The sequence below is a fragment of the Laspinema sp. D2d genome, from assembly GCF_025370755.1.
Taxonomy (GTDB): domain Bacteria; phylum Cyanobacteriota; class Cyanobacteriia; order Cyanobacteriales; family Laspinemataceae; genus Laspinema.
This window is the reverse complement of record NZ_JAMXFC010000004.1, coordinates 186,036-212,553: the sequence shown is the minus strand read 5'-3', so window position 1 is coordinate 212,553 and position 26,518 is coordinate 186,036. Positions and strand designations below refer to the sequence as shown.

Annotated in this window: 17 protein-coding genes; 8 read left to right on the top strand and 9 right to left on the bottom strand. The window is 46.5% G+C overall.

The genetic code is table 11. The annotated features are described in order from the left end of the window. Positions 1–19: 19 nt before the first annotated feature. From NG796_RS04450 to NG796_RS04435, 4 genes are all read right to left on the bottom strand, one after another. Positions 20–7,189, bottom strand: coding sequence for a PAS domain S-box protein (locus NG796_RS04450; RefSeq protein ID WP_261204708.1), 7,170 nt, complete (start codon positions 7,187–7,189; stop codon positions 20–22). Positions 7,190–8,040: 851 nt separating this feature from the next. Next, a complete protein-coding gene (locus NG796_RS04445; protein WP_261204707.1) occupies positions 8,041–8,682 on the bottom strand; it encodes a ThiF family adenylyltransferase in 642 nt (213 codons plus the stop codon). A gap of 45 nt (positions 8,683–8,727) precedes the next feature. Continuing rightward, positions 8,728–9,582: a hypothetical protein gene (locus NG796_RS04440; RefSeq protein ID WP_261204706.1), complete on the bottom strand. Its 855-nt coding sequence runs from the start codon at positions 9,580–9,582 to the stop codon at positions 8,728–8,730. A gap of 115 nt (positions 9,583–9,697) precedes the next feature. Continuing rightward, positions 9,698–10,246 carry an RNA 2'-phosphotransferase gene (locus tag NG796_RS04435; protein WP_261204705.1) on the bottom strand — a complete coding sequence of 183 codons (549 nt, stop codon included), beginning with the start codon at positions 10,244–10,246 and terminating at the stop codon, positions 9,698–9,700. A gap of 307 nt (positions 10,247–10,553) precedes the next feature. On the opposite strand from NG796_RS04435, the gene NG796_RS04430 reads away from it, so the two are divergent. After that, a complete protein-coding gene (locus NG796_RS04430) occupies positions 10,554–10,982 on the top strand; it encodes a hypothetical protein (RefSeq protein WP_261204704.1) in 429 nt (142 codons plus the stop codon). A gap of 103 nt (positions 10,983–11,085) precedes the next feature. Here the strand turns inward: NG796_RS04430 and NG796_RS04425 are convergent, their stop codons facing one another. Next, positions 11,086–12,312, bottom strand: coding sequence for an ATP-binding protein (locus NG796_RS04425; RefSeq protein ID WP_261204703.1), 1,227 nt, complete (start codon positions 12,310–12,312; stop codon positions 11,086–11,088). A gap of 826 nt (positions 12,313–13,138) precedes the next feature. On the opposite strand from NG796_RS04425, the gene NG796_RS04420 reads away from it, so the two are divergent. From NG796_RS04420 to NG796_RS04410, 3 genes are all read left to right on the top strand, one after another. After that, positions 13,139–14,074, top strand: coding sequence for a hypothetical protein (locus tag NG796_RS04420; protein ID WP_261204702.1), 936 nt, complete (start codon positions 13,139–13,141; stop codon positions 14,072–14,074). Between the two features lie 148 nt (positions 14,075–14,222). Beyond that, positions 14,223–15,290: a pentapeptide repeat-containing protein gene (locus NG796_RS04415; protein WP_261204701.1), complete on the top strand. Its 1,068-nt coding sequence runs from the start codon at positions 14,223–14,225 to the stop codon at positions 15,288–15,290. Between the two features lie 569 nt (positions 15,291–15,859). Continuing rightward, the gene (locus NG796_RS04410; protein ID WP_261204700.1) at positions 15,860–16,015 is read left to right on the top strand and encodes a hypothetical protein; all 156 of its coding nucleotides are present in this window, start codon (positions 15,860–15,862) and stop codon (positions 16,013–16,015) included. 325 nt (positions 16,016–16,340) lie between these two features. Here the strand turns inward: NG796_RS04410 and NG796_RS04405 are convergent, their stop codons facing one another. Further along, positions 16,341–16,505, bottom strand: a complete 165-nt coding sequence (locus NG796_RS04405; RefSeq protein ID WP_261204699.1) for a hypothetical protein — start codon at positions 16,503–16,505, stop codon at positions 16,341–16,343. Between the two features lie 42 nt (positions 16,506–16,547). Between NG796_RS04405 and NG796_RS04400 the strand changes: the two genes are divergently transcribed. Together NG796_RS04400 and NG796_RS04395 are read left to right on the top strand one after the other, a co-directional pair. Beyond that, complete coding sequence (locus NG796_RS04400; RefSeq protein ID WP_261204698.1) at positions 16,548–17,207, top strand: DUF4157 domain-containing protein; 660 nt, start codon at positions 16,548–16,550, stop codon at positions 17,205–17,207. 169 nt (positions 17,208–17,376) lie between these two features. After that, entirely contained in the window at positions 17,377–17,709 is a 333-nt protein-coding gene (locus NG796_RS04395; protein ID WP_261204697.1) for a hypothetical protein, read from the top strand. 66 nt (positions 17,710–17,775) lie between these two features. Here the strand turns inward: NG796_RS04395 and NG796_RS04390 are convergent, their stop codons facing one another. The 3 genes from NG796_RS04390 to NG796_RS04380 all read right to left on the bottom strand — a co-directional run bounded on the left by NG796_RS04390 (position 17,776) and on the right by NG796_RS04380 (position 21,453). Further along, entirely contained in the window at positions 17,776–19,179 is a 1,404-nt protein-coding gene (locus NG796_RS04390; protein ID WP_261204696.1) for a sensor histidine kinase, read from the bottom strand. A 233-nt stretch (positions 19,180–19,412) separates the two neighbouring features. Further along, the gene (locus NG796_RS04385) at positions 19,413–20,066 is read right to left on the bottom strand and encodes a superoxide dismutase (RefSeq protein WP_261204754.1); all 654 of its coding nucleotides are present in this window, start codon (positions 20,064–20,066) and stop codon (positions 19,413–19,415) included. A gap of 154 nt (positions 20,067–20,220) precedes the next feature. Beyond that, the gene (locus NG796_RS04380; RefSeq protein ID WP_261204695.1) at positions 20,221–21,453 is read right to left on the bottom strand and encodes a PQQ-dependent sugar dehydrogenase; all 1,233 of its coding nucleotides are present in this window, start codon (positions 21,451–21,453) and stop codon (positions 20,221–20,223) included. 438 nt (positions 21,454–21,891) lie between these two features. Between NG796_RS04380 and NG796_RS04375 the strand changes: the two genes are divergently transcribed. Continuing rightward, a complete protein-coding gene (locus tag NG796_RS04375; RefSeq protein WP_261204753.1) occupies positions 21,892–24,528 on the top strand; it encodes a filamentous hemagglutinin N-terminal domain-containing protein in 2,637 nt (878 codons plus the stop codon). A gap of 167 nt (positions 24,529–24,695) precedes the next feature. Next, positions 24,696–26,477, top strand: coding sequence for an SWIM zinc finger domain-containing protein (locus NG796_RS04370; protein ID WP_261204694.1), 1,782 nt, complete (start codon positions 24,696–24,698; stop codon positions 26,475–26,477). The last annotated feature ends 41 nt before the right edge of the window (positions 26,478–26,518 follow it).

The window sequence follows — 26,518 nt, the reverse complement described above, 5'->3', positions numbered from 1 at the left end:
AGCCCCAGTAAAGATGGACTCATGATAATGAGCGTCTAACCTCGGGGAATTTTTCTAGGGTTTTAGGCAGGCGTTCCCAGTCAAAAGCGGCTATCTGGGTTTGGAGAGTCGTCGCATAGTCTAAGAGTACCTGACATTGATATTCTAACCCCCAAGCGTGCAAGCGATCGCTAAAGTTTCTTAAATCACGTCGTTTCATGCTTTGAGACAACATCGGCCAAGTGGTTTCTTCTTCCTGGCGGAGTTGTTCCAGTAATGCAGGTAATTTTCCGACTACTTCACGATCGCCGGGTTGTTCACTGTCCAAAATAGGCAGAATGGGTGAACAAAGGGTCAGGGCGTTTTCCCCTTCTTCCTGGGGTAAAATACTCTTTAAAAGGGTAACCAGTTGCGATCGCATCAGCGGTTTGCGGAGAAACCCCTGGCATACGGATTTAACGAGGGCTTCATCACTGGATCGCGACGAAGCGGTGACCACTACAATCGGTATTTGTTGGGTTTCTGGGTGGGTTTTGAGAAATTCGGCGACTTCAATGCCATTGAGTTCAGGCATCCACAAATCCAGTAAAATCAGATGGGGTTGGGAGGCGATCGCCTGTTCAATGGCTTCCCGTCCATCCCGAGCAAACAGTAGTTCGTGCTTCGTTTCACCAAAATACCCCGCAATTAACTCCAAATTCGACGGGACATCATCCACAATTAAAATTCTTCCCGGTTGGAACTGCTCTAAATTTTCATCTACAGGAACAGACTCTATCTTACCCCTCTCGGTTCTCGCAATTTCTACCTCGGGAAAGACAAAGGTAAAGGTACTCCCGTGATTGAGTTGACTGCTTAAGTGAATTGTTCCTCCCAGCATTTCCGTGAGTCGTTTGGTAATCGCTAACCCCAACCCGGTACCGCCATACTTACGAGTTGTGGTCCCATCATTTTGAATAAACGCCTCAAAAATATGCTCTTGGCGCTCCAAGGGTATGCCAATTCCTGTATCAGAGATGGCTAACTCTAAACTCAAGTGATACGGGTCGCTACTTCTGGATAAATCAGCATTGACATGAATCGTAATAGAACCCCATTCTGTAAATTTTAAGGCATTACCCACCACATTAAATAGGATTTGCCGTAAGCGGACTTCATCAAATACAATCCCATCGGGAACCGCTTCGCTAATTTCAATAAATATGCCCAGACCTTTGGCTTCTGCCTTCTGGGAAAAAATCTGTTGAATATCCCACACTAAAGCGCGAATTAATACAGGTTCATAGTTCAACTCCAGCTTCCCGGATTCAATTTTAGAGAGGTCCAGAATATCATTAATTAGGGCCAGTAAAGTTTGTCCACTCGTAGCAATAGTGTGAAGATAGGACTTTTGTTGGGGGTGAGTCATCATCCCAGTGAGTAATTCACAAAATCCTAAAATTGCATTCATCGGGGTCCGAATTTCATGGCTCATATTAGCCAAAAATTCACTTTTTGCTTGGTTGGCCGCTTCCGCTTTTTCCTTCGCTTGTTGTAGTTCCTCTTGGATCTGCTTGAGTTCCGTGATATCCATTTCAATGCCATCCCAAATGGTGCGTCCATCCTCCATCCGACGCGGCACTGAACGCAGTTGAGACCACTGAATTTTTCCATTCTGGGTGTACTTCCGCATCTGCATTTGGAAGGGAGATAAATTTTGAAAAGATTCTTCCGTAAGCTGGGCATTCACGGGTTGATCTTCAGGAACAATTCGATCGTGTAATAAGCTGGCGTCTGCGATAATAGCCTCGGGTTCTAGGCCGATCAATCGCTTAATTCCGGCACTAATATAAGCAAAATGATAGCGACCATCGGGTTCTCGGACTAACTGATAAATCAGCCCTTTATCGAGATTATCTCCGAGATTTCGGAGAATCCTTTCTCGTTCTTGAAGGGCGAATTCAGCTTGTTTGCGATCGGTGATATCTTCCACAATGTAGGAAAATCGAGGGTGATCGCTCGTGATTCCAAAAATGGGGCAAACGCTGGCCGAGAGCCATTTTTCACCCCCCGGCATTCGATGCCGGTACTCAAATTTTACCGGCATTCCTGTGTCTTGGGCGGCGCGGTAGTAAAGCAACCACATCTCCAAAGCCCCTTGGGGAACACCCATCTCTGTAGCAAAGCGATTTTTCATCGCTTCGGGGGTTGTGCCAAAAAATTGGGCGCTGGTAAGATTGTCAGTCAAATGTAGAATATCATCGGGATAGAGTTCCACAATTCCCATCAACATCGAGGCACTATTAAAGAAGCTGCGGAGGGTGGATTCGCTCTCTTGTACCGCTTCTTCCGCCTGTTTGCGATCGGTGATATCTTCGGCAATTCCCACAAATCGGTAGGATTCTCCCGATGGATTTTGAATGGGAAAAGACCGCGCCCGAATCCAGCGAATTTCTCCCTGGGGTTGCACGATGCGGTAAATTTCGTCAAAATCCATTCCTTCGCTAATTTGCCGAATTAACTTTCTTTGGATATAAGGGCGGTCCTCTGGGTGAATCGATTCTAACCAATTCCGAGGATTTTGATATAAACTCTGGCAACTCCTGGCCCAAATTTCTTCATAGGCGGGACTTACATAAATCATCTCACCGGATTGGGTCAGGATAAAGAAAACTTCTCGAATATTTTCAGCAAGTTGTCGGAATTTTTCTTCGCTTTCTCGTAACTCCTGTTCGGCCAGTTTGGTGGCGGTGATGTCTTGGAATGTGCCAAAAAGTTCGACTCTTTCTCCAGATTCATTGAAAATCGGCTGTCCTTTACCGAGAATATAGCGGACAGTGCCATCGGGTAAAAGAACCCGAAATTCATGGTCATGGGGCCATTTTAGGGCAACCAGGTCGTGAAAATTCCGGGGAAATTGGTGTAAATCTTCCGGGTGAATTCGCTCTAAGAATTTGGGATAAGTGGGTTCAATGAGGTGGGAGTCAAATCCGAGAATACGAAAGGTTTCTTCAGACCAGACGAGCTTTTGAGTGCCCATATTCAAAGACCAGTTTCCCAAATGAGCGATGCGTTGCGCTTCGAGTAAGGCATTTTGACTCTGGCGAAGTTTTTCTTCAACTAATTTGCGATCGCTAACATCTAAAAGAATGCCATGCCAAACTATATCTCCATTTTCCCGTTGCTCGGGTTGCGAGTTTTCTTGCAGCCATTTCACTTTTCCCGAGGGGGTAAAAATTCGCCATTCATGTTTAAATACTTTAAAGGTTTCACGAGAAGCTTTAACGGCTTCCAAATATCCCGCTTTATCTTCAGGATGAATCGGATTGGTAAGAGCGGCTTCCACGTTTTGAAAGATTTGATTCAAGGGGATTTCTAAAATTTCTTCGATGGCCTGATTAATATATTCAAATTCAAGGGAACCATCGGGATGTTTAACTAGAGAATAAATAGTGCCCGGTACTGCCCGGGCCAGGTTTTGCAGTCGATTTAAAGTGATTTTTAAGACGTCTTCAGACTGCTTGCGCTCGGTCATATCAATGGACATTCCGATCATGCGATGAGAGATTCCAGTCCCATCAGGGACTACCTGAGCATGAACCTGAATCCACCGCCATTCCTGATAAGTTGGGGGGAAATTAATTCTATATTCTGTTTTAAACCCTCCTCCGTGGCAAATTATTTCTTCATTTAATTCCTGCAATTCTTCTCGATCTTCCGGGTGAACAAGGGCGAGATATTCTGGGTAAGAAATCACTTGAGGAACTGAATCAACAGTTGTGCCTGAGAAGACGATTTGATTGGTGATGAGGTCTCGTTCCCAAGCCAGGGTATTGGAAACTTCTAGGGCTAACCGTAACCGGGATTCGCTATCTTGAAAAGCCGCCTGGGCTTCTTGGCTTTCTTGATAGAGATTCGCTTGATGAATGGCGATCGCCAAGGGTTCTACGACTCGCCGAGTGAGTTCGATTTCGTCCTCTTGCCAAGGGAGATATTTGGGACTCCATAAACTCAAAGAACCCCAAATTGTGCCGTTTACGGCGAGAGGAACTAATAACCAAGCGCCTTGGCGATCGCGGGCTAATTCTTCATTAATGGGGTCGTCAATGGTATTGGTATCCACCACCACCACTTGCAATTGTTTGAGTTGTGCAGCAAAGGGATTGCCTGCATCGGGGATATCTTCAGCGACTTCTTCTGGTAATTCCGACTCGTTATTATAGGAATATAAATGAGTCCAGACTCCCTGTTCCGGGAGATAACGAACGATAGAAGCGCGCTCAAAATCAACCAGTTTCGCAATCCCCGTAGTGGCGGTGGAGAAAATGGTACTTAAATCGAGGGATTGATGAATCGCTTGAATAACTTGATTTAAGAGGTGTTCCTGCTGGGTTTTTCGAGCTAGGGCCTGTTCAGTTTGTTTGCGGGTGGTAATGTCCGTTACCATTGCCAAACTCCCTCTATACTCTCCGGATTCATTAAAAATTGGGGTAGCTGAGAGCAGGGTCCAAAGGGGTGCGCCATTTTTGCAATAAAATAGAAAATCATGCTGCTCGATGAGTCCTTGTCTACGCCGCTCTAATTTTTCTTGAGCTTCTTGTTTTCCCACTTCATCCATAAAATACAAGAGGGATTTTCCCAGCATTTCTTCGGGGGTATATCCGAGAAGTTCAGCCATTTTTGGATTGACAAAATTCGTGCAGTCTTGGGCATCAATGCTCCAAATTCCCTCATTAGCCGTTTCCACAATCCGCCGATATTGTTCTTCACTTTGTTTGAGGGCGGCTTCCGTCTGTTTGCGATCGGTAATATCAACGGTGACCTGAGTAACAAACCAGCAATTTTCCTGGGGTTCAAATCGAGAGGTGTATCGGGTTGCTAAGTAGCGAAGGCTACCCGCTTTATGTTGGAATCGATACTCAAAACTGCTCGTTGTTTCTTGAAAAATTTTATCAAATAAAGGGAAAATTACCTGTTCTAAATCCTCCGGGACGATGCGAGCCATCCAAATGGATTTATCCTGCAAAAAGTCTTGGGGAGTATAGCCAAAGACGGTTTCACATCCGGCAGATAAATAATCTATTTCCCACTCTTGATTGCTCAAGATTTTAACTCGCACGATCGCGGCGATCGAGCTATTGAGAATATCATTTAACTTTTGTTCAGAAGCCGTGAGTGCTAATTCCAGCGCTTTGCGAGAGGTGATATCTTCCCCAAACCCGATGAAGCGATCGGGGTTACCCGCTTCATCCTGCAAGAGGTTAACTTGAGCAAAAATCCAGCGAATTTCCCCATTGGGTCGGCGGATTCGATATTCTCTTTGCACCGGCTTTCCGGTAAATTGTTCAGTGAGAGAGCTCTCCACCAAAGGGCGGTCTTCGGGATAAATTGATTCCTGCCAGGAGTTAGAATCTCGATACAAACTTTCACAGCTTCGTCCCCAGATGGCTTCGTAAGCTGGACTAATATAAATAAACTCTCCTGTTCTGGCCGATCGCACAAAAAACATCTGTGCAATCGTCTGGACAATCTCCCGAAATCGTTCTTCACTTTCACGCAACGCTCCTTCAATGGCTTGGCGTTCCGTAATGTCTTTCAAAATCGAAAGAATAACAGGTTCCCCCTCCAGTTGAATGACTTCGCAAGAAACCAAAGAAAATTTAATATCTCCTGATTTGGTACGCCAGTGCAATTCTTGATTTTTAACCACCCCGGTTTCTCGCAGTTGTTGCCGGATGATATCCGCTTCTTCCGGGTCAATAATCAGATTAATATCTTTAGAAGAGCGATTGCTCAATTCATCATATTCATAGCCCGATAATTCTAAAAAAGCGTTATTCATATCCAGCAAGCATCTACTTTGGACATGGGTAATAAGAATCGGATCGGGACTATGACGAAAAATGGTAGCATATCGCGCTTCAGACTCGTACAAATTGGTCTGTAGACGAGCAAAAGCATCCCGCAATTGTACAGACATTTGATTGAACGATCGCGCCATCCCCGCCAGTTCCTGAATGGGCAAATTTTCATCCAAATTTCGCTGTAAATCCCCGTGCGCTAAAGTAGCAGCAGTTTGGCTGAGAATCACAATCGGACGAGCAATCCAATGAGTCAAGCAGGTCCCCAGGGCCACTGCTACCATAACGGCGAAGAATCCCAACCCCATACTCTGTTTAAAGGATTCATTCAACGGTTCCATTAAATCCGCTTCCGGGATCACCATTATAATCCGCCAATCCAGGCTATTCTTTCCCTTTTGATAGGACTGGCTATGGGCAAAATAATGTTTACCTCCCTCCATAAAATCCCACTGTTTAAGGCTCTGGGTCTGACTCCAATTCGGCAGTTTTGAAAGTAAATAGTCCCGGGTTGAGCGTAGAAAATGCTCAGAACTTTCCCGGGTTTCTTTCAATTGGAGGATGGCCTGTAAACTTTGATTTAAAGGGGATTTTGCACTAGAACTCGCAATTAATTTCCCGTTGGGTTCTATGATAAAAACAACCCCAGATTCCGCTAATTTAATGGGTTGTAAAAACTGATTGACTTGGCTCAGAGGTAAGGTAATCCCAAACACTCCAATCAGGGTGTGGGTAACAGGGTCCCTAATCGGCCAACTCGCATTAATCGCAAACTCTTGGGTATTCCAAAGTTGGAACGGAGGAGTCCAGACGGGTCCTTGCTGCTGTTTGGCGGCGCGATACCAGGGACGTTCTCGAATATCCCAATCTGACGAGAGATCTTCCCTTTGTAGAGGTTCTAGGCTCCTTTGACCGTTAGCCGTGATCTCGTATTCCTCAAAAGTCTGAGGATGGGAATGATTAATCACCCCTAGGGTCGTTTTCCCCTCCAAATTCTGGGCAATTCTAACATCCCCTTGTTCATTGGCATACAGAATATAGGGAATCTGAGTGAAGCTAGAAATTTCCCAAATCAGTTGGCGTTCTATCTCCTCTAAATTATGGGGATCAAGGCGCTCAAACGCAACTGCATTCACATTACTTCTCGTAATCTGTTCAGCTAGAGAGAAATAGTTATCCAGGTACAAATCCACCCTAGCACCCGCTTTCCTCATTAATTCATGGGCAATCACCCGGGTGGCTTCATGACTGCGATGCAACAACAGAGAATTCGTCAGTCCTACCGTCAAAACTAAGAGTAGGACAAGCGGTACATTTAAAAGGAGTTGCAGGGGAATTTTGAGTTGAAATCTTGAAAAGATAGCTCCCATAGCCAGTTATCAAACTGTAAAGAACTCAAGCCTAACCGGGAAAAACCCATGTTTTGCCTTCGATAAACTCATTCATTTTTTTGTCGCAGGTTCTTAAGAAATCATCATAGGATTGATAAGTGCTTTGACCCTGCCTTGACTAGAAACTGGCCCGATTCAACCGAGTCAGTTCCCCTGAATTTCCCCTGAACCGTTCATTGGAATGAGCGGATGGCCCAACATGAACCCGGAGTGGGGTGATTGTTCTGTGATCCCCTAGAACTCCGGATTCTGGTTCTACTTCTGTCCTTTAGTTTACCCGATTTTTATTCAGGGTTGTCTAAAATCGCCTAAGATAGTTAATCAATACAGTGATAGAGGAGTCTAAACGTGCCTAACGAGAAGGATAAGGATAGCCCAACTCAGACCGTTCAGGATAGCACAAATCCAGGGAGCCAAATCACTAAATTAGCCCCAGGCCCTCACGGTCGTCCGATCGCTGCAAATAATAACCCGACAAAGGAATCTGAGTTAATGGGTTATCTGGATTAGGGTATGGGCAACCCTCCTCAATCGGTTAGGGAAGTCCAAAAAATAAAATCTTCTATAAGAGATCCCCCCAACCCCCCTTAATCTTAATAAGGGGGGCTTTACTAATTTTGCCTAACCTCTAATGCAGAACTTTGTTTTATGGAAATCCCTGAGTTGATCGGGATCATTCATCCTTTCGCTTTGAGGAACTTGTCACCCCCCCCTATTATTCCCGCCCTTCTCGGAGTGGGAATAATAGGGGGGGTTCTTTGTGTTTGTCTGGGAGTGGGTATCCCGCTATTGGAGGGATTGAGGTGCAGTTTCTTTAAAAAGGCTGCACCTCAAGCTATAAACGGTTTAATCGCAAAATCTCCCAGGGTCACCGTATAGCTAGAACGCACTTGGGCGATCGCAAATTCAATGATTACCTCACAAGCGACTGCTACGGTAAGCGTGACTAAATTTCTCGCCAAGGGATAATCGCAAATATCATCCTGAACCGGGGAAGGAATGCGATACACTTCGTTCCAAATAATTTCAGCATAATCCGTCGCGAGTCCTACATGAAGACAGGGGATTTCCTGAGTGGCACAGCAATCTGCTACCGCTTTTCGAGACCCACTATTGTCAAAGGTATCAATAACTAAGCCCGGTTGACTTCCGATGAGTTTACTGGCATTTTCGGCGGTCAATTCTTTAGTCTGGATATCCAGTTTAATCCCGACGGCCCGATAGAGACTGTTGGCTAAAATCTTGGCTTTAAATGCGCCAATATCGGAACGATAGTAAGGCTGGGTGGAAAGATTGCGCTCTTCAATGCGATCGCGATCAATCACCGTCAACCCTTGGAAACCACTGCGGGCTAAACTTTCAGTCAAGTTAGCACCTAAAGCACCTGCCCCACAAATGGTCACCGGAAATCCCTGAAGTTTCCCCATGACTTCCGGTGTTCTATACAGTTGTTCGTGAAAATAAATCGACATTTTTCTGGGTATCTGGGTAATTATAAAAAAAGTGGTGAACTAAAATCAGTCGAACCATTCATCCCGATTTTCAATTACCCCTATCAGGGATTGTAAATCAAAATCGTGGTCCCGTCCGCTCAAACAAATCCCGGAACTGAACACGGTCAAATCTTGTTTAGAAATTGCCGAAGTATGCTGTTCCCCCGTCCGGGTGGTCCAGTGAACAGTCCAATACTTATCCCCACTTTCCTGAAAGCTTTGTAACTCACCTCCGCCCATTTTTAACGCCGCTTCCAAGCGTTTTTCATCCTGGTAATATTGCCACTGGGGGTTAAATTCTGCCATTTTTTGGACGACTTGTTCATAAACGGTTCGCATTTCTGGAGTCAGCCCTTTAAAGCTTAAATTTTGGGGCATAGTTAAGCGCTTTAACTCCGTTCTAAGCTGTTCCGTAGGCATCGGGTCCGCACGGCGATCGCAGGCTTCAAACCAGCCATTTTTACCATCCCAACGCACCACAACGGGCTCAAACTTTCCTCCTTCTAGCACCAAATGAACGACCACAGGTTTGACCGTTCCCGTGCGCTGAAGCCAGTCTGATTCATTCATGGGATAAGCCAACCAAGTTTGACCGCGCAACGGATAAGCTAACCATAACCGTGCTGGGGGAAATTGTTCTAAATATTCGGCAATTTGGAGGAACTCAGCAGGTTCGATGAACTGGGCTTTTCCAGGGGCGATCGCCTCAAAAATCCCCCAGCCTTCAAACCCTTTTGGCTCAATCTCAAAGGTATAAATGATACCCGCCATCCGCAGTCGGACTCGTCCCCCCTCCACTGCTGGAGCGAGAAACTGTTTCCCCTGCAAATTAGACTCTTGAATTGCCAATTCTTTAAGCAGGTTACGAATATTTTTCATGGGCGTTTCTCCCTAACTAATTTTTCTGAGTTTTATGAAATTCTTCTGGCTACTTTTAGAAGCTGATAAAGAGGGAGATACTCCCACTCCTTTATCGATTTGAAAGAGGGCCAGCTTATCCCAGAACTAAATATTCTGGTGGCACTTCATCCACCAGCCAAACCCCATTATCAGAACAGTAAAATAAATGCCCATTTTGGTGCATTTCGGCAGCTTTAATGGTGAAAATCACAGGTTTACCCTGACGGGTTCCCACTTGTTTGGCAGTATCCCTATCCGAGGATAAATGAACATGATGGCGCGCTCTTTTTTGTAATCCGTGGGCCAGAATTGACTCAACCGCATGATGTCCCGTGCCATGATAAAGAATCTCCGGAGGACAACTCGAATCAAGTTGCAAATCGATAGGAATACTATGCCCTTGATTTGCCCTAATACGAGTGCCAGTGGAATCAAAAGAAAAGCGCTGTTTATTGCTGGTTTCTACCACTAACTCTAGTTCCGCAGGGGTGATAGGGAACTGGTGCGCTTGTGCGGCAGCTAATAAGGCTACCACCGCAACCCACCCCCCCGGTTCCAGTTCTAATCCAATTTCCTCGGGATGGTGTCGTAAGTGATAACTGAGGTATTTACTAATTTTAAGGAGTTGATAATTTTTGTTCATAAAATTGTCCAGCTAGAATGGATAAGTACAAACGTGAAAAGGGGATCAAAAAATTTATTGAAGTTTTGAATAAACTCCCTTTTCCAGATAAAACCCTGGGTGTTCCCAGAATCATGTTCCTGGATAAAAGTATTCCGAAGCTCACTTTAGGGTGTTTCTGATTTTAGCTTTTAAGTGAAGGCAGGACAGGATCCAAATCTTTTCTTTCCAGCCTGACTGCTATTTAAAAAAGGGGATTGACAAATAAAAAAGCAATGATAGGATATCAGTTAATCCATTTTTACACTGCCCTCAAGGAGGGTCTATAATGAAACCAAACCTTCTGGTTAATCTGTCCTTCCGTGCTCTGCTCGTGGGGTTTGCATTATGCCTACCTCTGGTGAGTACAGTCGCCCGCGCTGAGGAGGTTGAGGAGGCTGAGGAAAGCAGCGCTCCATCTGATGACGCTGAGAAGACCAGCCCTCAATATAAATTTACGGTTACCAATAATACAGGTAGCCCGATTACTGAACTTTATGTCGATGATGCGGAGCAAACCGAGTGGGGTGACAGTATCCTAGGCGATGTACCAATCGAACCGGGTGATACGGCTCCATTTGAGTGGGCTGATGAAGACTGGGAAGATGGAGACCCCTGTTTATATGATGTCTTTACCCGCAGTGAAGATGGAACAGAAGGCTTCGCTGCTGCCATGAATTTTTGCGAGAATCCTGATATCGAAGTTTCTCCGAAATAAGTAACTCAATAAGCAGGAACCGGCGACTGGTTTTTAGTCTAGGACTGTAGAGGAAGTGGGGCGATCGCCCCACTTTTTCATTTAATCATTCCCGTAAAATTCTTTACACAAATTGAGTTACAAATTCAGAGATTAAATCAATCCTGCCTTTGCGTAATACTGCCGGATCCAATCGTTCGGTGGTGTTACAAGTCATTAAAAACACTAACTTTTGTTGAGCATTGATTCCCTCCACATCTAAAACACTTTGATATAAAGTACCATCGAGTAAGCTGAGGATATGTTCAGTTTTATTACTGTGTTGTGCGGCTTCACTTCCCCGGTCTTGGGCGAGGTTATCTGCTTCATTAATAATGATGCAAATTTTTTCTAAATAACTAGGGGGAACGAAATTTTCTACCGCATCATGGTCAAGAATAAAAATCACATATCCCAAGGGGACTAGAATTTCTTTGGCCACAGCTTGGGTCCAAGCGGTTTTTCCGGTCCCCGGTGCCCCATGAACCAGGACGGCGAGTTGAGGTTGGGTAAAAATGGCATCTTGAACGCGATCGGTAAAGCATTGAATATCCGCAGGAAAGGTCCGAATCGGAAATTCACTTTGAACTTGACCGACGCGGCTTTGATAGCCACTGAGCATGACTGCTAGATTGTAGGTGGCTTTGTTAATCAGCGATCGCAAATCATCGGCAATCAGGGTATATTGAAATTGATTGCGGCCTATATTTTGAATGCGCCCGAGATGGTCGATTTGCAGCCAAATATCCTGTTTTTTCCAATAGGCATAAACCGTCCCAATTGTTTCGATACGCTCCCAGGTGGAAAACCGCTCGATGGGATAATAAAAATGCCGGTCTTGGTAATATTGGGTAATCAAATCGGGCCGACCCAAAAGATCAAGAACTTTTAAAACAGTAATCTCTTGGAGGCGTTTGAGGACGTAATCAATCGGGATGCTGTCCCGGCTCACTAATTGAACCACGGGGGTTTCTGCCGCGAGCATATCTGCGGTGAGGCAATGGGGTCCCGCTGGTGCAGGGGTAATATAATCCCAAAATTCATTGAAATCCCCTCGGGTGTATTCCGAAAATACATTTAAAATATTGGCCCACCACGTAAAATTTTGACGACCTAACGCATCGGCAATATCACTACTAACATCTAAGGTTTTGTGGGCTAATTCCCAGGGGTCTTTAGAGGCGAGATGGAAGAAATAACCCCAATCAAATTCTCGGGATAAGGGTCGCCAACCCGAGCCTAATAATCCCCGGTCTTGATTGGATTGGCGATCGCGTTGTTCGTTTCCGTGGTCAAAATTGCCAAATGCCATAATTTAAGTGAGTTGTGATGGCCTAACTAAACTAAAGGTTTGCCCTAAGTCTTGAATGGATTGGAACAGTTAACGCCTGATTGAAAGCGCTTCGGAGAAAAAATTGGATTTATCCCCTGAATAAATCGAAACGGTTAGGTTTTGTTGATTTAACGGTTTATTTGCCTTGATTAAATCCGGTTATTTAAGCAAAGTTACTGACCTGAAAATGATGTTTTTCATACAGTTCCTACGGATAAGATATTAACAAAAATGGGGGGCGATCGCCGAGTCAATGACTGAGGCAATTTCCTCTGGGTCTTTTCCTAGTAATTTTGACAGATTCCGTGGGTCCGAGTCATTCATGAGCACCAGGGCTTTCGATGGGGACTGAGGTCAGCACCAAACACCGTCGGCGTAGACCTCTACAGGAAAGGCGATCGCTCTGATTTCAAATTTATGGCATTTTAAAAAGTTACGGTTCTGATACTGACATAATACATTCATGTTACACGGTTGTCAAGAGGGGAAAAAAATTTTGTGGATGGGTGTCGATCGCCCGTCTAAATCAACGGGATAATTCCCCACCGGAGGGGGAGCATCTTGCCTTCTACTACCGCAAGAGACGCCAACGGATTCATTTTAGGCTCAGAATGATTTAGACCCGCTATCATCCAGGTCTAGGGGTACGACGAGGGGTAGAGCCCCCCTGTTGACCTGAAATCTCCCCTGACAGGTTGTGCCTTCTTCTATAGGTCCTTATTCTGAATCTAAGGGTTCTGAAGTAGGACAGGCAGGCTATAGTAAAAGAACGAAGCCACCCAGGATAAAATCGAGGGGTTCTATTATGCAATTAGCCGATTCAGATATTGATTTATTTTACCATCTATACTATTCTCTTTTAATTTACGTTAATCAAAAAATGGGTCTTTTTGCAGGAGTCTGTGCCTCGGAGGAAATGTCAGAACTGACACCGTTACAGGTTAACGAACTCCGTCAGCAACTCTACACTCATCCTTACCTATTTGATTTATTTGCAGAAGAAAACCCCCTAAAAACCTCTCCTGATTTACTTCAAATTGTTTCGAGTTGGCACAATTTTATTCCTGGGAGATTTTATATTTATAGTTATCAAAAAAATTATGCGGTATTAATTGCTGATCGCCCTCCGAGTAAAGCTTACGGCGTGTTAGCCTTAGATTGTCCTTTTCCGGAACTGGTTGGGAGTGTTTTGCCGGTCATGGTAGAAACCGTGCTCTTACCCTTTAAAAACAAAATTATCTATGATGGAACCTTACAACCCTATCCCTTTTATTTAGGCTTGAGTATTAAAGGGAGTCTGAAGGAAACCTATCATCATGCCGTTGAAAAATTTGGAATTATCGCCTCGTTGACCGAATTTGAAGCAGCGGAACCCCCCCCAGAATCTCAGCCGGATGATGGCCTCGGCCCGGGGAACGAGGGCGATCGGCTAAAATTTTATCTCCAGAGTGAAGAAAATCGAAAAACCTATGAAATGCAGATTCAAGAATTAGTCAAACAAAGTGTTGATTTAAAAGTTATTTATTACCAGGAAATGGGGCGGCTGTATGCAGAAATTTATTTAGAGCGCTGGCGAGAAATTGGGATGAAAAAAGGCTGGATTGCCTTGTTTGAAGAAATGCCGATCGCCAGCGGTGGGACTAAAGCCGAAGTCGAAGGGATTTTAAAGAAAATTCTCCCTGCCGATCGCCGAAAATTCGTTTATATTTTTCGCCTCAAACCGGGCGATCAATCAAATTAGGCCAACTCCCACCCTTTCCCTTTCACCTAGGACTAGCATCGTGGTCCCTTTCCCAGACCTATGAGTATAGGATGGAGTATAAGAAAGGGGATAGACCCGGCAAAAATAGGGTGCTGTAGGGTTAGACATCGATTAGAATCACCGTCTGGTGAACATTAAGATTTTCTACGGGACTCCAGAGGTGGCCCCACGCATGGCAAATCAACGAATCATCAAAAACAACCTATTGAGTTTACGAGTACGGCAGATTTATCAAGGGATGGGATTTTCCCTCATCGTCTTAGCTGCGGTTTGTCTCGCTATTCCCGGGCGATCGCAAGATTCTGGAGGAGTCATGCGTTTAATGCAAACAAAGCAGTGTCAAGCCTGTATCCTGACGGGTGCCAACCTGAGTAATACGGACCTCACAGGTGCGGATCTGAGTAGCTCTAACCTAACGAATGCCAATTTTCAAGGGTCCGATTTAAGAGGGGCCAACCTCACCGGGGCCAACCTCACCGGGGCCAACTTACAAAATGTCAATCTTCGAGGGGCTAATTTAACGGGGGTGAACCTAACAGGGGCCAACTTGTCTCGGAGCCAGTTAGTGGGTGCCGTTTTATTTTTAATTAACCTAGCGAATGCAGATTTGACCGAAGCCAATTTAAGCGGGACGGATCTCAGCCGCATCTACATCGAGCAAGCTAACTTAAATGGGGCACAACTCCAGGGGACCAACCTGACAGGTGCGGAACTCTTCGGGGTGACCCTCAACAATGCCAACCTCAGTGGTGCAATTCTCAATAGTGCCAATCTCAGTGGGGCCAGTGCGCGCCAAGCCTTCTTCCAAGGTACACAGATGCAAGGAACCAGTCTCAGAAATGCTAACCTGAGCTCCAGTAACTTCCGAGGGGCCTTGTTAACCCAAGCGGACCTCTCCGGTGCGGATTTATTGGATGCCGATATGCAAGGGGTGATTCTCAATGAGGCGATTTTGATTAATACCCAGCTCAGAAATGTCGAGCTTCAGGGAGCAAGCTTAGAGGGGACCATTCTCTCGGGTGCGGACCTAGAGGGGGCAGTCCTCACCGGAGCCACCTTCCGCAATGTCCAACTCACTGATACTAATCTGCGAGGGGCGGATCTCACTCAGATTGTGATTGAGAATGTAGATTTTACCCAAGGGATAATTTGTGACGCGATTTTACCCAATGGCAAAACCGCTCGATGCCGTTAACTGACAGTGGAACTTATTTTAGCCCTAAAGAATGAGCAGATTTCGTAGCAACAGGCCCGGAGTTTGTTCAAGTTTCTGTTCACGAGCACGACTTGAGTCGTGCTCCGCTGTTAGCTAAAGGCGGTGTCCGTTGCTCGCCAGTCCCGAGATAGCCAACGCACTAAGGCCCTGATGCGGGCCTTTTTAAGTCAGGGCAATCCTTGGGGTAGGAATTGGCTCCGGCGACTGTTAAAATAAGAGGCTATGCAGATTTTGAAATTGAATTGAACGACCACAACTAAGCGTTAGGAATTAGAAATCCAATGTTAACGTTATGGGACAGAGCCTGAACTTAACGGTGATGGCAGCCCGCCTAATCATGACTCCTATTGTAGCCCTCTAGCCCATTGGGATCACCCGGATGGAATGAGGTCCAAATTTGTTTAAATTCGGCCCCCGACAGGCAGGGTGAAGGAGCTTTCCTCGATTGGATTTTCTCGGGAGGAAAGCAGGGCAGGTAAGGGCTAACCTAGCAGTGATTCCAAGAACCGATGACCATTGACTGTTGATTCCCCCTGGAGATCGTTAGAATGCAGAATATCTCGGGTACTCTAAATAGAGCAAATTTACCTAGAAATCTAGTTCAAAAAGGGGACAGTTGTAGCGATCGCCGGACTACATTAACCGTCAATTGTAGCCAAAATAACGGTTTTGGAACAGTGGGATGGGGTATGTCTACCGGATAATTCTCTAAACAATATCAACCCACTTAGGATGTTTGAATCATTGAACCGAGCACGAGCTTAAAGCCCAGAAAATAGCAGCCTAGAGGGAGTCCTTCCGGTGGTTGAGATGAACCCTACCCGTTCCGGGATCGGCACCCCTCCGGGGAATTGAATCGTCCAAAGCGAGTCAATTTTTTGGGAAGACCCGCGCAAATTTCCCGGCACTTGCATCGAATGGGACAAGGGCAAAACTTGATCCTCAAGGAGATATCTGGAATTTCATTCCTGAAATTTGGGGGACATACCGCTAAAAACCGGATCAATTTTTAGGTGAAAACCGGGTAAACTATTTCCAAGCGCGATCGCTCCCAAACCACTCCAAAGCATTTCCCCCATTCAGGGAACTTTTACCCCGGCGATCGCGGCTTAAATCTCCATGACCGGCGCTTGTAATCTGGCAACTTTTAGAGGGGGTTAACCGTGAGCCAAACCAGATTTCCGGGAGCGTCAAAATCCGCCAAGAATAACCCTAGAAAAGTTCAGTATTGAGGTTATGCTCACCTCCCGTAAAGTAAACTTAATTGGTGCTTGTCTGGGATTCGTAACCGTGGGTTTCGGAGCCTTCAGTAATCCCATGATTAATCCAGAAAGCCACACTTGCCCAAAACTCCAAACCTTTGGAGGCCAGATTTGCCGGGGAAAAGTTCCCAAAGAAATGCCGGAAGAAGCTTGGGGTCAATTTGGGGCCATTGCTTATCAAGCAGCCGCAGAAGTAATGCGCTCCAATAACGCTGAACCGCAAGCTTTAACCGAGACTCAAAAAAAGTATTTACGTCCCTCTTTTGGCGATTTAGTTGATCGGGTAGAAGTGGTTTATAATGCTACTTTAATGGAGGATTGGGTAGCGGCAAGTTTCAAAATTAATGTCGGTGAATCCAACGCTCAAGTTTATGGAAACACCATTTACATTAAAAAGGAAATGAAAGAAAAGGACTTCGATCAACTGGTCCTACTCTCCCATGAACTCATCCACTGCCAACAGCATGAACGACTGGGCAGCTTGGGAAATTTTGGCTATCACTATTTCAAAGAATACAAGAAGGCTGGAGAAACCTACCGAAATAATAAATTAGAAGTAGAAGCCTTTGAGTTCGAGAAAGAATTTGCGGAAGGATTGTCTAAAAAAATTCCGGGAACTTATCGTCCCCGATAACCCCGGTGGCAACGGCTCAAGATTCAATGCGGTAAGCCGGATCCGGGCAACATCCAAAGGCGGGTACAGGGTAGTCAGTCCGGAGGGTTTGATGCTATCGTGAAAGGAACAAATGGTTAGCTTAAACATCATCCCAACTCAAGACACTCCACTCGCACAAGCAGAACTTATGATTCGATTTAAACTTGCTCCGGCCCTCAGTTTAGCGTTAACGTTAGCGATTACTTCTATCCTCGCTGCGGCGCAACCGTTCTTGGTAATGGCTAATCTGAGCCAACCCGTGGCTCAAGTGACGCAAATTGCTCCAACTAAAGCGATCGCCACTCCCCTCCATCCAAGTCTGCTTTCTCAAGTTTCCGGTAACTTAGCCTCAGTCTGGATGAGTCCGGAAATCCCCCATCAAGGGGCTTTAATCGCTCAGGGGTCTGGAAGTGACCCGATCCGGGATGCCCTTGGATGCTCCTGTGCCATCTGCACCGGCCAGTCACAAATCGAAGTTTAGCACGGAAACATAGCAGGGGAATCAGAGCGATTATATCCTTCAAATTCGCTCTGTCCTTTGCGGATATTATGCCTCGGGGTGCGATTTTTCTAAATCGGGTTTGGAGAGGGGAAGGATAACGCTGACGGTAGTACCCCGATTAAGCTGACTGTCTACCCGAATCCCGCCGTGATGATTTTCAACGATCGCTTGGGCGATGGCTAGTCCTAATCCGGAACCCGTAGAACCCCATTCCGGCGATTGTTCCGGTTCATGACTCCGCGCCGGATCCACACGATAAAAGCGATCGAAAATATGAGGCAGGGACTCTGCCGAAATCCCAATTCCGCTATCTTTCACCGTAATTTGCACCCCACCATTGACACTCGGGCGATTGCTCACCGCGCTACATTCTAAGGTGATGGTAATTTGGCCCCCTTTCGCCGTGTATTGTAATCCATTACTGACTAAGTTTGTAAACAGTCGCGCCAGTTGGTCCCAATCGCCGGGAATTGTAAAATCCAGTCCCGGTTCGGTTTCTGGATCCATAAGGGGGGAAAGGGTCTGATTGCTGCGATCGGGTGGATCAATAATTTCTAATACTAATTTAATCCCTTTTTCGGCGGCGATCGCCTCCTGTTCCTCCATCACTTCCATCAATAACGCATCCATTGGCACAGGTTGTTTTCTCACCTTCACCATGCCGCTATCTTGTCGCGCGAGGAAGAGCAAATCATCCACCAATCGTCCCATCCGGCGCGTCAAGCGTTCCACTAATTGCAATTGCTGGCGATGGATAGGTGAATCTAATTCCGGGTCCGCAAGGGCCACTTGCACATTGGTTTGAATGGTAGCGATCGGATTTCTGAGTTCGTGGGACGCATCGGAGGTAAACTGTTTGAGACGCTGGTAGGAGTCTCGCACAGGTTTCATGGCTAATCCTGACAGTAACCAAGCGATCGCACTAATAGCGATCGCCATCAGAGAAGTTCCCAAACTTAAATCAATAATTAACTGGCGAATCGGTTTGGTAACTTCAAACCAAGGATGACTGACTCGCAAATATCCCACCACTTGCCGTCCAATTTCCACGCGATCGGTAAATTGGCGCAGGAGTTGTCCTCCCGACAGTTGTACCGTTTCCCCATTCTTTTTCGGGTGCAGGGGAATCTTTAAGGGTTCCCAAAGGGTAGACCACAATAATTCTCCCGTAGAACTAAACCATTCTAAATCAATATGGTCATCTTCCACGGTTTTGGCATTGTTGCGAAAACTAGCAACAACATTTACGGTATATTGGCCGGTGTTGGGGTTTTCATCGATCGCCAGCGATCGTTCTACCACTTCAACAACGTGCTTGAGAGTGTCATCAATGCGATCGATTAAGGTACTCCGAACATACACATAAAATCCCGTAGCAAACACCAGCAGCAACACTGCGGTGAGTGCAGCATACCAAATCGCTAACCGTCGGCGTGTTGCTTGAAACATTTATCTGATAGTCCTGTAGGTTTATGATAATTGTAAAGGGAAATTTCCCCTAAAACCCTGACTCAGAAGGGAGGAACGTCCTAAATACAGCCGAGGCGTGCGCGGGGTAATCTGCAAAGGGTTGAAACTGGGTCTTGCAAAAGTCTGAAGTGCTTCTAGTTCCGGTTATCCTCGGTTTTTAAATACCGAGGATGACCCTTGGGACTGGGGTCAGAAACCCGGGGGTGAAAACGTTAACTCGCTTGAGAAGCGCGTTCAAAGCGGCGGTTTACTGCTTCCCAATTGACGACATTCCACCAATTTTTTAAATATTCTCCCCGCTGATTTTGGTAGTTCAAATAATAGGCGTGTTCCCAGACATCATTGCCCATGATGGGATATTGTCCATCCATGAGGGGACTATCTTGATTCGGGGTACTGGTAATTTCTAGTTGTCCTTGAGCATTACGAACTAACCAAACCCAACCACTGCCAAATCGACTGCTTCCTGCTTGATTAAATTGCTCTTTGAAGGTTTCAAAACTGCCAAAAGTTTCGTTAATCGCTTCGGCGATCGCCCCAGTAGGTTCTCCCCCACCATTAGGACTCATAATTTCCCAAAACATGGAATGATTGACGTGACCTCCGCCGTTATTTCTAACCGCAGTGCGAATCTCTTCGGGGATTTGATTTAAATTGCGAATTAAAGACTCAACGCTTTGGTTTTTAAGGTTTGCGTTATTTTCTAAAGCCTTATTCAAATTAGTGACGTAGCTGGCATGATGCTTATCATGATGTAACTCCATTGTTTGAGCATCAATATGGGGTTCGAGGGCATTATAGGGGTAAGGCAATGGGGGTAATTCAGCGGGAGAAGCACTTAGTTCATTTGGTGGAGTGGTATTCATGGTTGGTAGAGTTTGAGACAGGTTAGTTTGCCCCATTCCCTGACAAGCAATTAGCAGCAATACCGCCATAAATCCAAGGAAAACTGAACCCAAACGCCCTTTCTTCTGATTTTTCATGATCGTAAAATCTCCAATTGATTTATCTCATTAAACTTTAGCGAGTGATGCGAAGAATTTTATCACCATCCGGGGGACAACCGCCGCGACCATCACAATTGCTGGTGGTGATGTATAACTCCCCATCCGGTCCGACGATCGCCTCTCGGAGTCGTCCGTATTCCCCTTGTAAATATACTTCATGTTGTTGCACTTGTTGGGGAGATTGCGGGTCAAAAACTATGCGCTGCAAATGTTCCGATCGCAGGGAAGCAATGATTAAATTCCCTTGCCATTCCGGAATCGCCGTCCCTGTATAAATAGCTGCACCTCCCGGGGGTAATGCCTCCCGCCACACCAGAGAAGGGGTGACTAATCCCGCTTGGGATTCACAGCGTTCCAGGGTCGGCCACCCCAGATTATCCCCTGCTTGTGCGACACTCAATTTATCATGGCCTCGTCTGCCTAATTCCCCACTGGGTCCATGATCCGTGACTTGTAAGGTGGTGTCATTCACCCAGTCAAATCCTTGAGTATTACGAATGCCCAAAATATAGACAGGATTACCCGGAAACGGATTATCTGGGGGGACATCGCCCTCGGGAGTGACCCGGAGAATTTTACCGGCGAGACTGCTGACATCTTGGGATAAGTCCGGTTCGCGGGCATCTCCGGTGCCAATATACAACATTCCATCAGGTCCAAAGCGAATCCGTCCGCCATTGTGGAATTGTGCGACGGGAATATTATCCAAAATCAGGCGATCGCGAGTGGCACTTAATCCATCTGGGGCAAGTTGCCATCGTTCCACCCGGTTAACCGATGAGTCATTTGTATCGGCAGTATAGTAAACATAAAAGAAGCGATTACTGGCAAAATCCGGATGGGTGGCAATTCCCAGTAGTCCCCCCTCACCCCTGGCCGTCACATTAATCGTAGCAACTGCCTCGGGCCGCAGTTGCCCGTTTTGGACCAATCTCACCTGTCCCGTTCGTTCGGTTACCAGCATATCCCCATTGGGCAAAAACCCAATGCCCCAGGGAACATCTAGTCCACTTACGACCTCTTCTACCCGAACATTGACTTGACCTGCGGGACCAAACCCATTTTCTACCAGGATGCAAGCGGCCTCGTTGCTGGGGGTGGGAACCCCTTGCGCCTGTTCCTGGGGCCGGTTTCCTGGTCCGGTGGTACTATTTTCCAGCAATGCGCCCGAGGGGGCGGTACAACTGGCAACCCCGATCAGACTCACGATGGGTATGACAGTGAGAATATGGGTTAATTTCATCATCAACTCTAAAACCTCAGTGATTGAATTCTACCGATTTAAGTGGGTAGATCGACCCCTTAATATAACAGAATAAACCTTAAGAACTGCCCGCATTCGGTGATAACGGGTAGGGCTGTTTTTAGCATACAAATTCCACGCTATAATAAAAGGGTGACAACTGACATCTGTCTTGGGGAAGAGTCGCCCCGGATGCCCCACTGAAATAGGTGATGAGACATCGGTGATGCAGGGATAATGATAATCAACCTTTACTCTAGCCGATCGCCCTTATACCCTTTGATTAATAAGAGCGATCGCCGGGAGAAACTCCTCTATAACTCTTGCATAAATCCTAAAAATGCCCCCTCTCCTTTCACAGAAGGACTGCCGATCCGGGATTAATCGGGAGTTTCTGTAATCATAAAGAAAAATAGTAGAGTCAGGAGTTGGCAAACCGTGATGAATTGGGGTCATTATTATCGATCTATTTTCAGTGTTGTGAGTGCCTTGCTTTTCGTGGAGGGAGGTCTAGGGCCGAACTCCCTCCAGGCGCAAGTCATCCCGGATAATACCCTACCCACTCCCTCCCAGGTGCAAATCAACGGCAATACCTACACCCTTGAAGGGGGAACTGCTGCGGGGAGTAACTTATTTCATAGTTTCCAGGAATTTTCTATCCCGACGGGAAGCGCGGCAATTTTTAACAATTCAACCGCAATTTCTAATATTATTACTCGGATTACTGGAGGTAAATTGTCCCAAATTGATGGAGCGATCGCCGCCAAGGGCAATGCGAATTTATTTCTGATTAATCCCAGTGGTATCGCCTTCGGACCCAATGCAACTTTGAATCTAGGCGGTTCTTTTGTCGGGAGTACCGCGAATGGTGTCTTGTTTCCGGGCGATCGCATCTTTAGTGCCACGGACCCTGATTCCTCGCCAATTTTGAGCGTGAATGTCCCCATTGGATTGCAATATGGACCCAATGCCGAGAGCATTTTTGTGAGAGGTGCGGTCCTGACTGTACTGCCGAACCAAACCTTAACCCTGGTTGGGGGTGAGATTACCCTGGAGGGGGGACAATTATTGGCCCCCGGTGGGACCGTGACCCTGGGCGGGATATCCGAGGCGGGAGTTGTCGAATTACAAGGGGGAAGTGTGCTAAAACTGCCGGAACCCGTCGGGCGATCGCCCCTAAATCTCTCCAATGGGGCGCGAGTGGATGTGGCAGGGGCAGGCGGTGGAAGTATCGGGATTCAGGTAGAAAATCTGCTGATTTCGGGTCAATCTGAGATTCGCGCAGGGATTGCCGAAGGGTTAGGAACACCGGGTGTACAAGCTGGGGATATCAACATTGACACCCGGGGGGATATTGTGCTAACTGGAGAGAGTGCGATCGCCAATGAAGTCCAACTCACGGGGATGGGAGATGGTGGGAACATCACTTTGAATACCACAACCTTTTCTGCCACCAGTTCCAGGATTTCCACTAGCACATCGGGAGAAGGGAATGGCGGCAAACTGCAAATTACCGCCCGAGAGTCGGTGGTATTGGATGGACAGGGGAGAGAGGATTTCATCACCATCGCCTCGGCAGACGTGGCCCCCGAAGGGGTCGGAAATGCAGGAGGCATCGAGATTCAGGCGGGTTCGGTGTTGGTCAAAGATGGGGCGGGCATCATCACGGGAACCCGGGGTCAGGGGAATGGTGCACCCCTCGTCATTCGCGCCGTGGAGTCGGTGGTTTTTGATGGATTGAATTCCAGTAACGATGTGCTAAGGCCCACAGGGGCGGAAAGTACCGTAGACCCAGAAGGCAGAGGAAATGCGGGAAGTTTAGAGATTGAGACGGCAGCATTACGCATTCTGAATGGGGCGAATGTGGGCAGTACCACGTTTGAGGCGGGGAATGGGGGTCCTGTGCGATTACAGGCAACGGAGGTGATGGAATTTGGAGGAGTCGATCGCGTGGGCAATCCGGTGATTGTGTTTAGTGATACTTTGGGAGAAGGGAATGGGGATAATTTACGGATTGAAACCCCGAGGTTAATTTTGCGGGATGGCGCACAGATTAGCGTGGGGACATTTGGTGCAGGGGATGGGGGAAATTTGGAGATTCTGGCAACTGAGGCGATTGTGTTAACTGGGTCAGTTCCGGCAACCGAGGGGGGATTTTTCTTCACGGATGAGTCTGGAACATTGTTTCCCACGGGAATTTTTGCAGCTTCTACAGAAACGGGGAATGCAGGGACGATGCGGTTAGAGACAGGACAGTTAATTTTAGGCGATCGCGCTATCATTTCGGCCAATAGTGAGAATACGGGGGTTGCCGGGAATATGGAAATTGTGGCGCGACAGATTCTGGTCAACAATGCCGCGATCGCCGCAGAAACCGTCCAAGGAGATCAGGCGAATATTTTTATTGAATCTCAGGATATCCGGTTGCGGAATCAAGGGGGAATTACGACGAATGCCAGTGGGAGTGGGACGGGTGGGAATATTGCGATCGCTACCGATACCTTAGTTGCCGTAGAAAATAGCGATATCACCGCCAATTCTAGCGCCAGTTTTGGGGGTCGCGTGGCGATCGCCGCCCAAGGTATCTTGGGGACTCAGTTTCGCCTGGAACTCACGCCACAAAGTGATATTACCGCCACCTCCGAACTGGGGGCCGAGTTTAGCGGCAGTGTTACCATTAATACCCCTGATGTCAATCCCTCCACTGGATTAGTACAATTACCCGAAATGCTGGATCAAGCGGGAAATAATTACTTTGTTGGGTGTGCTTTATCCGATGAGAATTCGTTTACCATTTCTGGACGAGGAGGGTTACCCACAGACCCGACTCAACCCCTGCAAACCCAACCAATATGGCATGATTTACGCAACTTTTTCCAAGAGTTAGAGGGAGAAACGGTGACCCTCGCCCCTACTCGCCGTCGGACCCCCTCTTATGAAAATCCGCCTTCCCAACTGAAAGAAGCGACAGCTTGGCGACGGGATATTGAGGGAAGAATCCAGTTAATTACAGCAATCCCCGAGGGAAGTATTTCGTTTCTCGCCTTGCGATCGCCTAACTGTCAACGAATTGAATAATTGCAGGTGTTAATATCTGTGAATGAGTCTTGCGAGTCAGACCGTCTCTGGATATGATAGGAACTAGAGAAACTGGCGATTACTGTTCTCTGAGCGGATGAGGATAAGCTTGCCCGATTCTTTAACAACCCGTCCAGTGCTCTGGACCCATCAGATTGGATTGCTCTATGTTTAAAACTCCCTACCTGACCGACAGCCTCATTCACACAAAATCCGCCCCTGAATTCTTGAGCAAAGGCCAGTCTGATTATGAATCGGGCAATGTAACCGCAGTGACTCGGCGCGGCAATTTACTCAATGCTGAAGTGATAGGTCATGCCGTTCAACCCTATCGGGTTCGGGTCGGATTTGATGAGGGCAGTTTGACTTCAGCGACCTGTTCTTGTGGCTATCAAAAGGCTGAATGGTGTGAACATATTGTAGCCACCTTATTTGTGGTAATGCGGCAACCCGAAACTATTCAAGAGCGTCCGACTTTAGAGCAATTGCTTGATCATCTCAACCTGAAACAAATCCAAGAGCTAGTGCAAGAATTAGTTCAACAAAATCCAGAACTTATTGATGAAATTGACTGCTACCTCACTTTAAAAACTGCAATAAAAAGCCCAACCCAACCAGCCAATACTCAGCGACCCTCCCCCATTAATCCGGCTCCATTTCGGCAGCAGGCGCGGGATATTTTATATGAAGGGATGCGTTATTTTGAAAATTTAGATGGGGAAGAGGACCCGGTAACTGAGGAGTTATTAGATTTAATTGATAATGTTCAAGGGTTAATAGAAATTGGGGAAACTTATAATGCGTTAATCGTGCTAGAAGCCATTGCTTCAGCCTGTGCAGCAGATTGGGACCGGGTGGAACAGTATGGAATTGATTCCGATGATATTATCCTCGCCCTGGATGAAGCGATCGCCGAAGCGATTCTCAGCGACTCCCTGAGTTCCAGTGAAGTGAAAGAGTGGCGATCGCGATTAGAAATACTCCAAGAGGAGTGGAGTACCGAATTTACCCTCAGCTTAGAATCCCTCACCCAAGGATGGAATGATCCACATTTGGTACAAGCCCTCAAAGGAACCCTAACCGAACCCGAAATTGCAGAAGACTCTCACCCCTATTCTTCCCGGGATTTGGTCCTAATTCGCTTAAAAATTCTCGATAGGCAAGAGCGATATCAGGAATATTTGAACTTGGCAAAATCGAAAGGGCGCATGAAACAATATCTGACCATGTTGGGCAGTTTAGGACGAACTGCCGAAGCAATGGAAGCCGCCCGGACCCAGATGAAAACAATGGAGGAAGCGTTCTCCCTGGGTGAAACCTTACGCAGTAATGGGGAAGTGAGTAAAGCCCTAGAAATTGGAAAAATGGGGTTAAAATTACCGGGAGATTGCCAATATCAACTCGCCAGTTGGACTGCTGAATTAGCTGAAGAATTGGGAAATCCTGAAGTAGAATTAGAGGCCAGACAATCCGCTTTTTACGATAACCCTCATTCTAAAGATTATTTCAGGATTAAAGCCTTAAGTGCAGAAAATTGGTCTAAACTTCAGCCGGATTTATTAAATACTCTGAGACAGAATAAAACTTGGGGAAAAACTGAAGTTAAGGTAGAGATTTTCCTAAATGAAGGCTTAATTGATGAGGCGATCGCCTCCGTCAATGGGTTGGGTTCATATCACATGGATTTAGTCCATCAAGTGATGGATGCGGCGATGTCTGAACGTCCAGACTGGGTAATTGAAACAGCGAAACCCTTTGCAGAAGCAATTTTAGATCGCAAAAAATCCGAATACTATAATCAGGCGATCGCCTGGTTGAAAAAAGTCCGGGCGGCTTACATTCAAAAAGACCAGTGGGATATTTGGAAAACCTATCGGCAAGACTTACTACAAACCCACGCCCGCAAACACAAATTCCGGGGTATGCTAGAAGATAGGCGCTTGGACTAAGCATCATCCCCTCTTGCCTGGGGGAAGCCTTTCATCTATTA

Excerpts from the sequence above, each read along its gene's own strand:
- NG796_RS04450 (WP_261204708.1), bottom strand. The coding sequence starts at position 7,189 with ATGGGAGCTATCTTTTCAAGATTTCAACTCAAAATTCCCCTGCAACTC.
- NG796_RS04445 (WP_261204707.1), bottom strand. The coding sequence starts at position 8,682 with ATGTCGATTTATTTTCACGAACAACTGTATAGAACACCGGAAGTCATG.
- NG796_RS04440 (WP_261204706.1), bottom strand. The coding sequence starts at position 9,582 with ATGAAAAATATTCGTAACCTGCTTAAAGAATTGGCAATTCAAGAGTCT.
- NG796_RS04435 (WP_261204705.1), bottom strand. The coding sequence starts at position 10,246 with ATGAACAAAAATTATCAACTCCTTAAAATTAGTAAATACCTCAGTTAT.
- NG796_RS04430 (WP_261204704.1), top strand. The coding sequence starts at position 10,554 with ATGAAACCAAACCTTCTGGTTAATCTGTCCTTCCGTGCTCTGCTCGTG.
- NG796_RS04425 (WP_261204703.1), bottom strand. The coding sequence starts at position 12,312 with ATGGCATTTGGCAATTTTGACCACGGAAACGAACAACGCGATCGCCAA.
- NG796_RS04420 (WP_261204702.1), top strand. The coding sequence starts at position 13,139 with ATGCAATTAGCCGATTCAGATATTGATTTATTTTACCATCTATACTAT.
- NG796_RS04410 (WP_261204700.1), top strand. The coding sequence starts at position 15,860 with ATGCAGAATATCTCGGGTACTCTAAATAGAGCAAATTTACCTAGAAAT.
- NG796_RS04400 (WP_261204698.1), top strand. The coding sequence starts at position 16,548 with ATGCTCACCTCCCGTAAAGTAAACTTAATTGGTGCTTGTCTGGGATTC.
- NG796_RS04395 (WP_261204697.1), top strand. The coding sequence starts at position 17,377 with ATGATTCGATTTAAACTTGCTCCGGCCCTCAGTTTAGCGTTAACGTTA.
- NG796_RS04390 (WP_261204696.1), bottom strand. The coding sequence starts at position 19,179 with ATGTTTCAAGCAACACGCCGACGGTTAGCGATTTGGTATGCTGCACTC.
- NG796_RS04385 (WP_261204754.1), bottom strand. The coding sequence starts at position 20,066 with ATGAATACCACTCCACCAAATGAACTAAGTGCTTCTCCCGCTGAATTA.
- NG796_RS04380 (WP_261204695.1), bottom strand. The coding sequence starts at position 21,453 with ATGATGAAATTAACCCATATTCTCACTGTCATACCCATCGTGAGTCTG.
- NG796_RS04375 (WP_261204753.1), top strand. The coding sequence starts at position 21,892 with ATGAATTGGGGTCATTATTATCGATCTATTTTCAGTGTTGTGAGTGCC.
- NG796_RS04370 (WP_261204694.1), top strand. The coding sequence starts at position 24,696 with ATGTTTAAAACTCCCTACCTGACCGACAGCCTCATTCACACAAAATCC.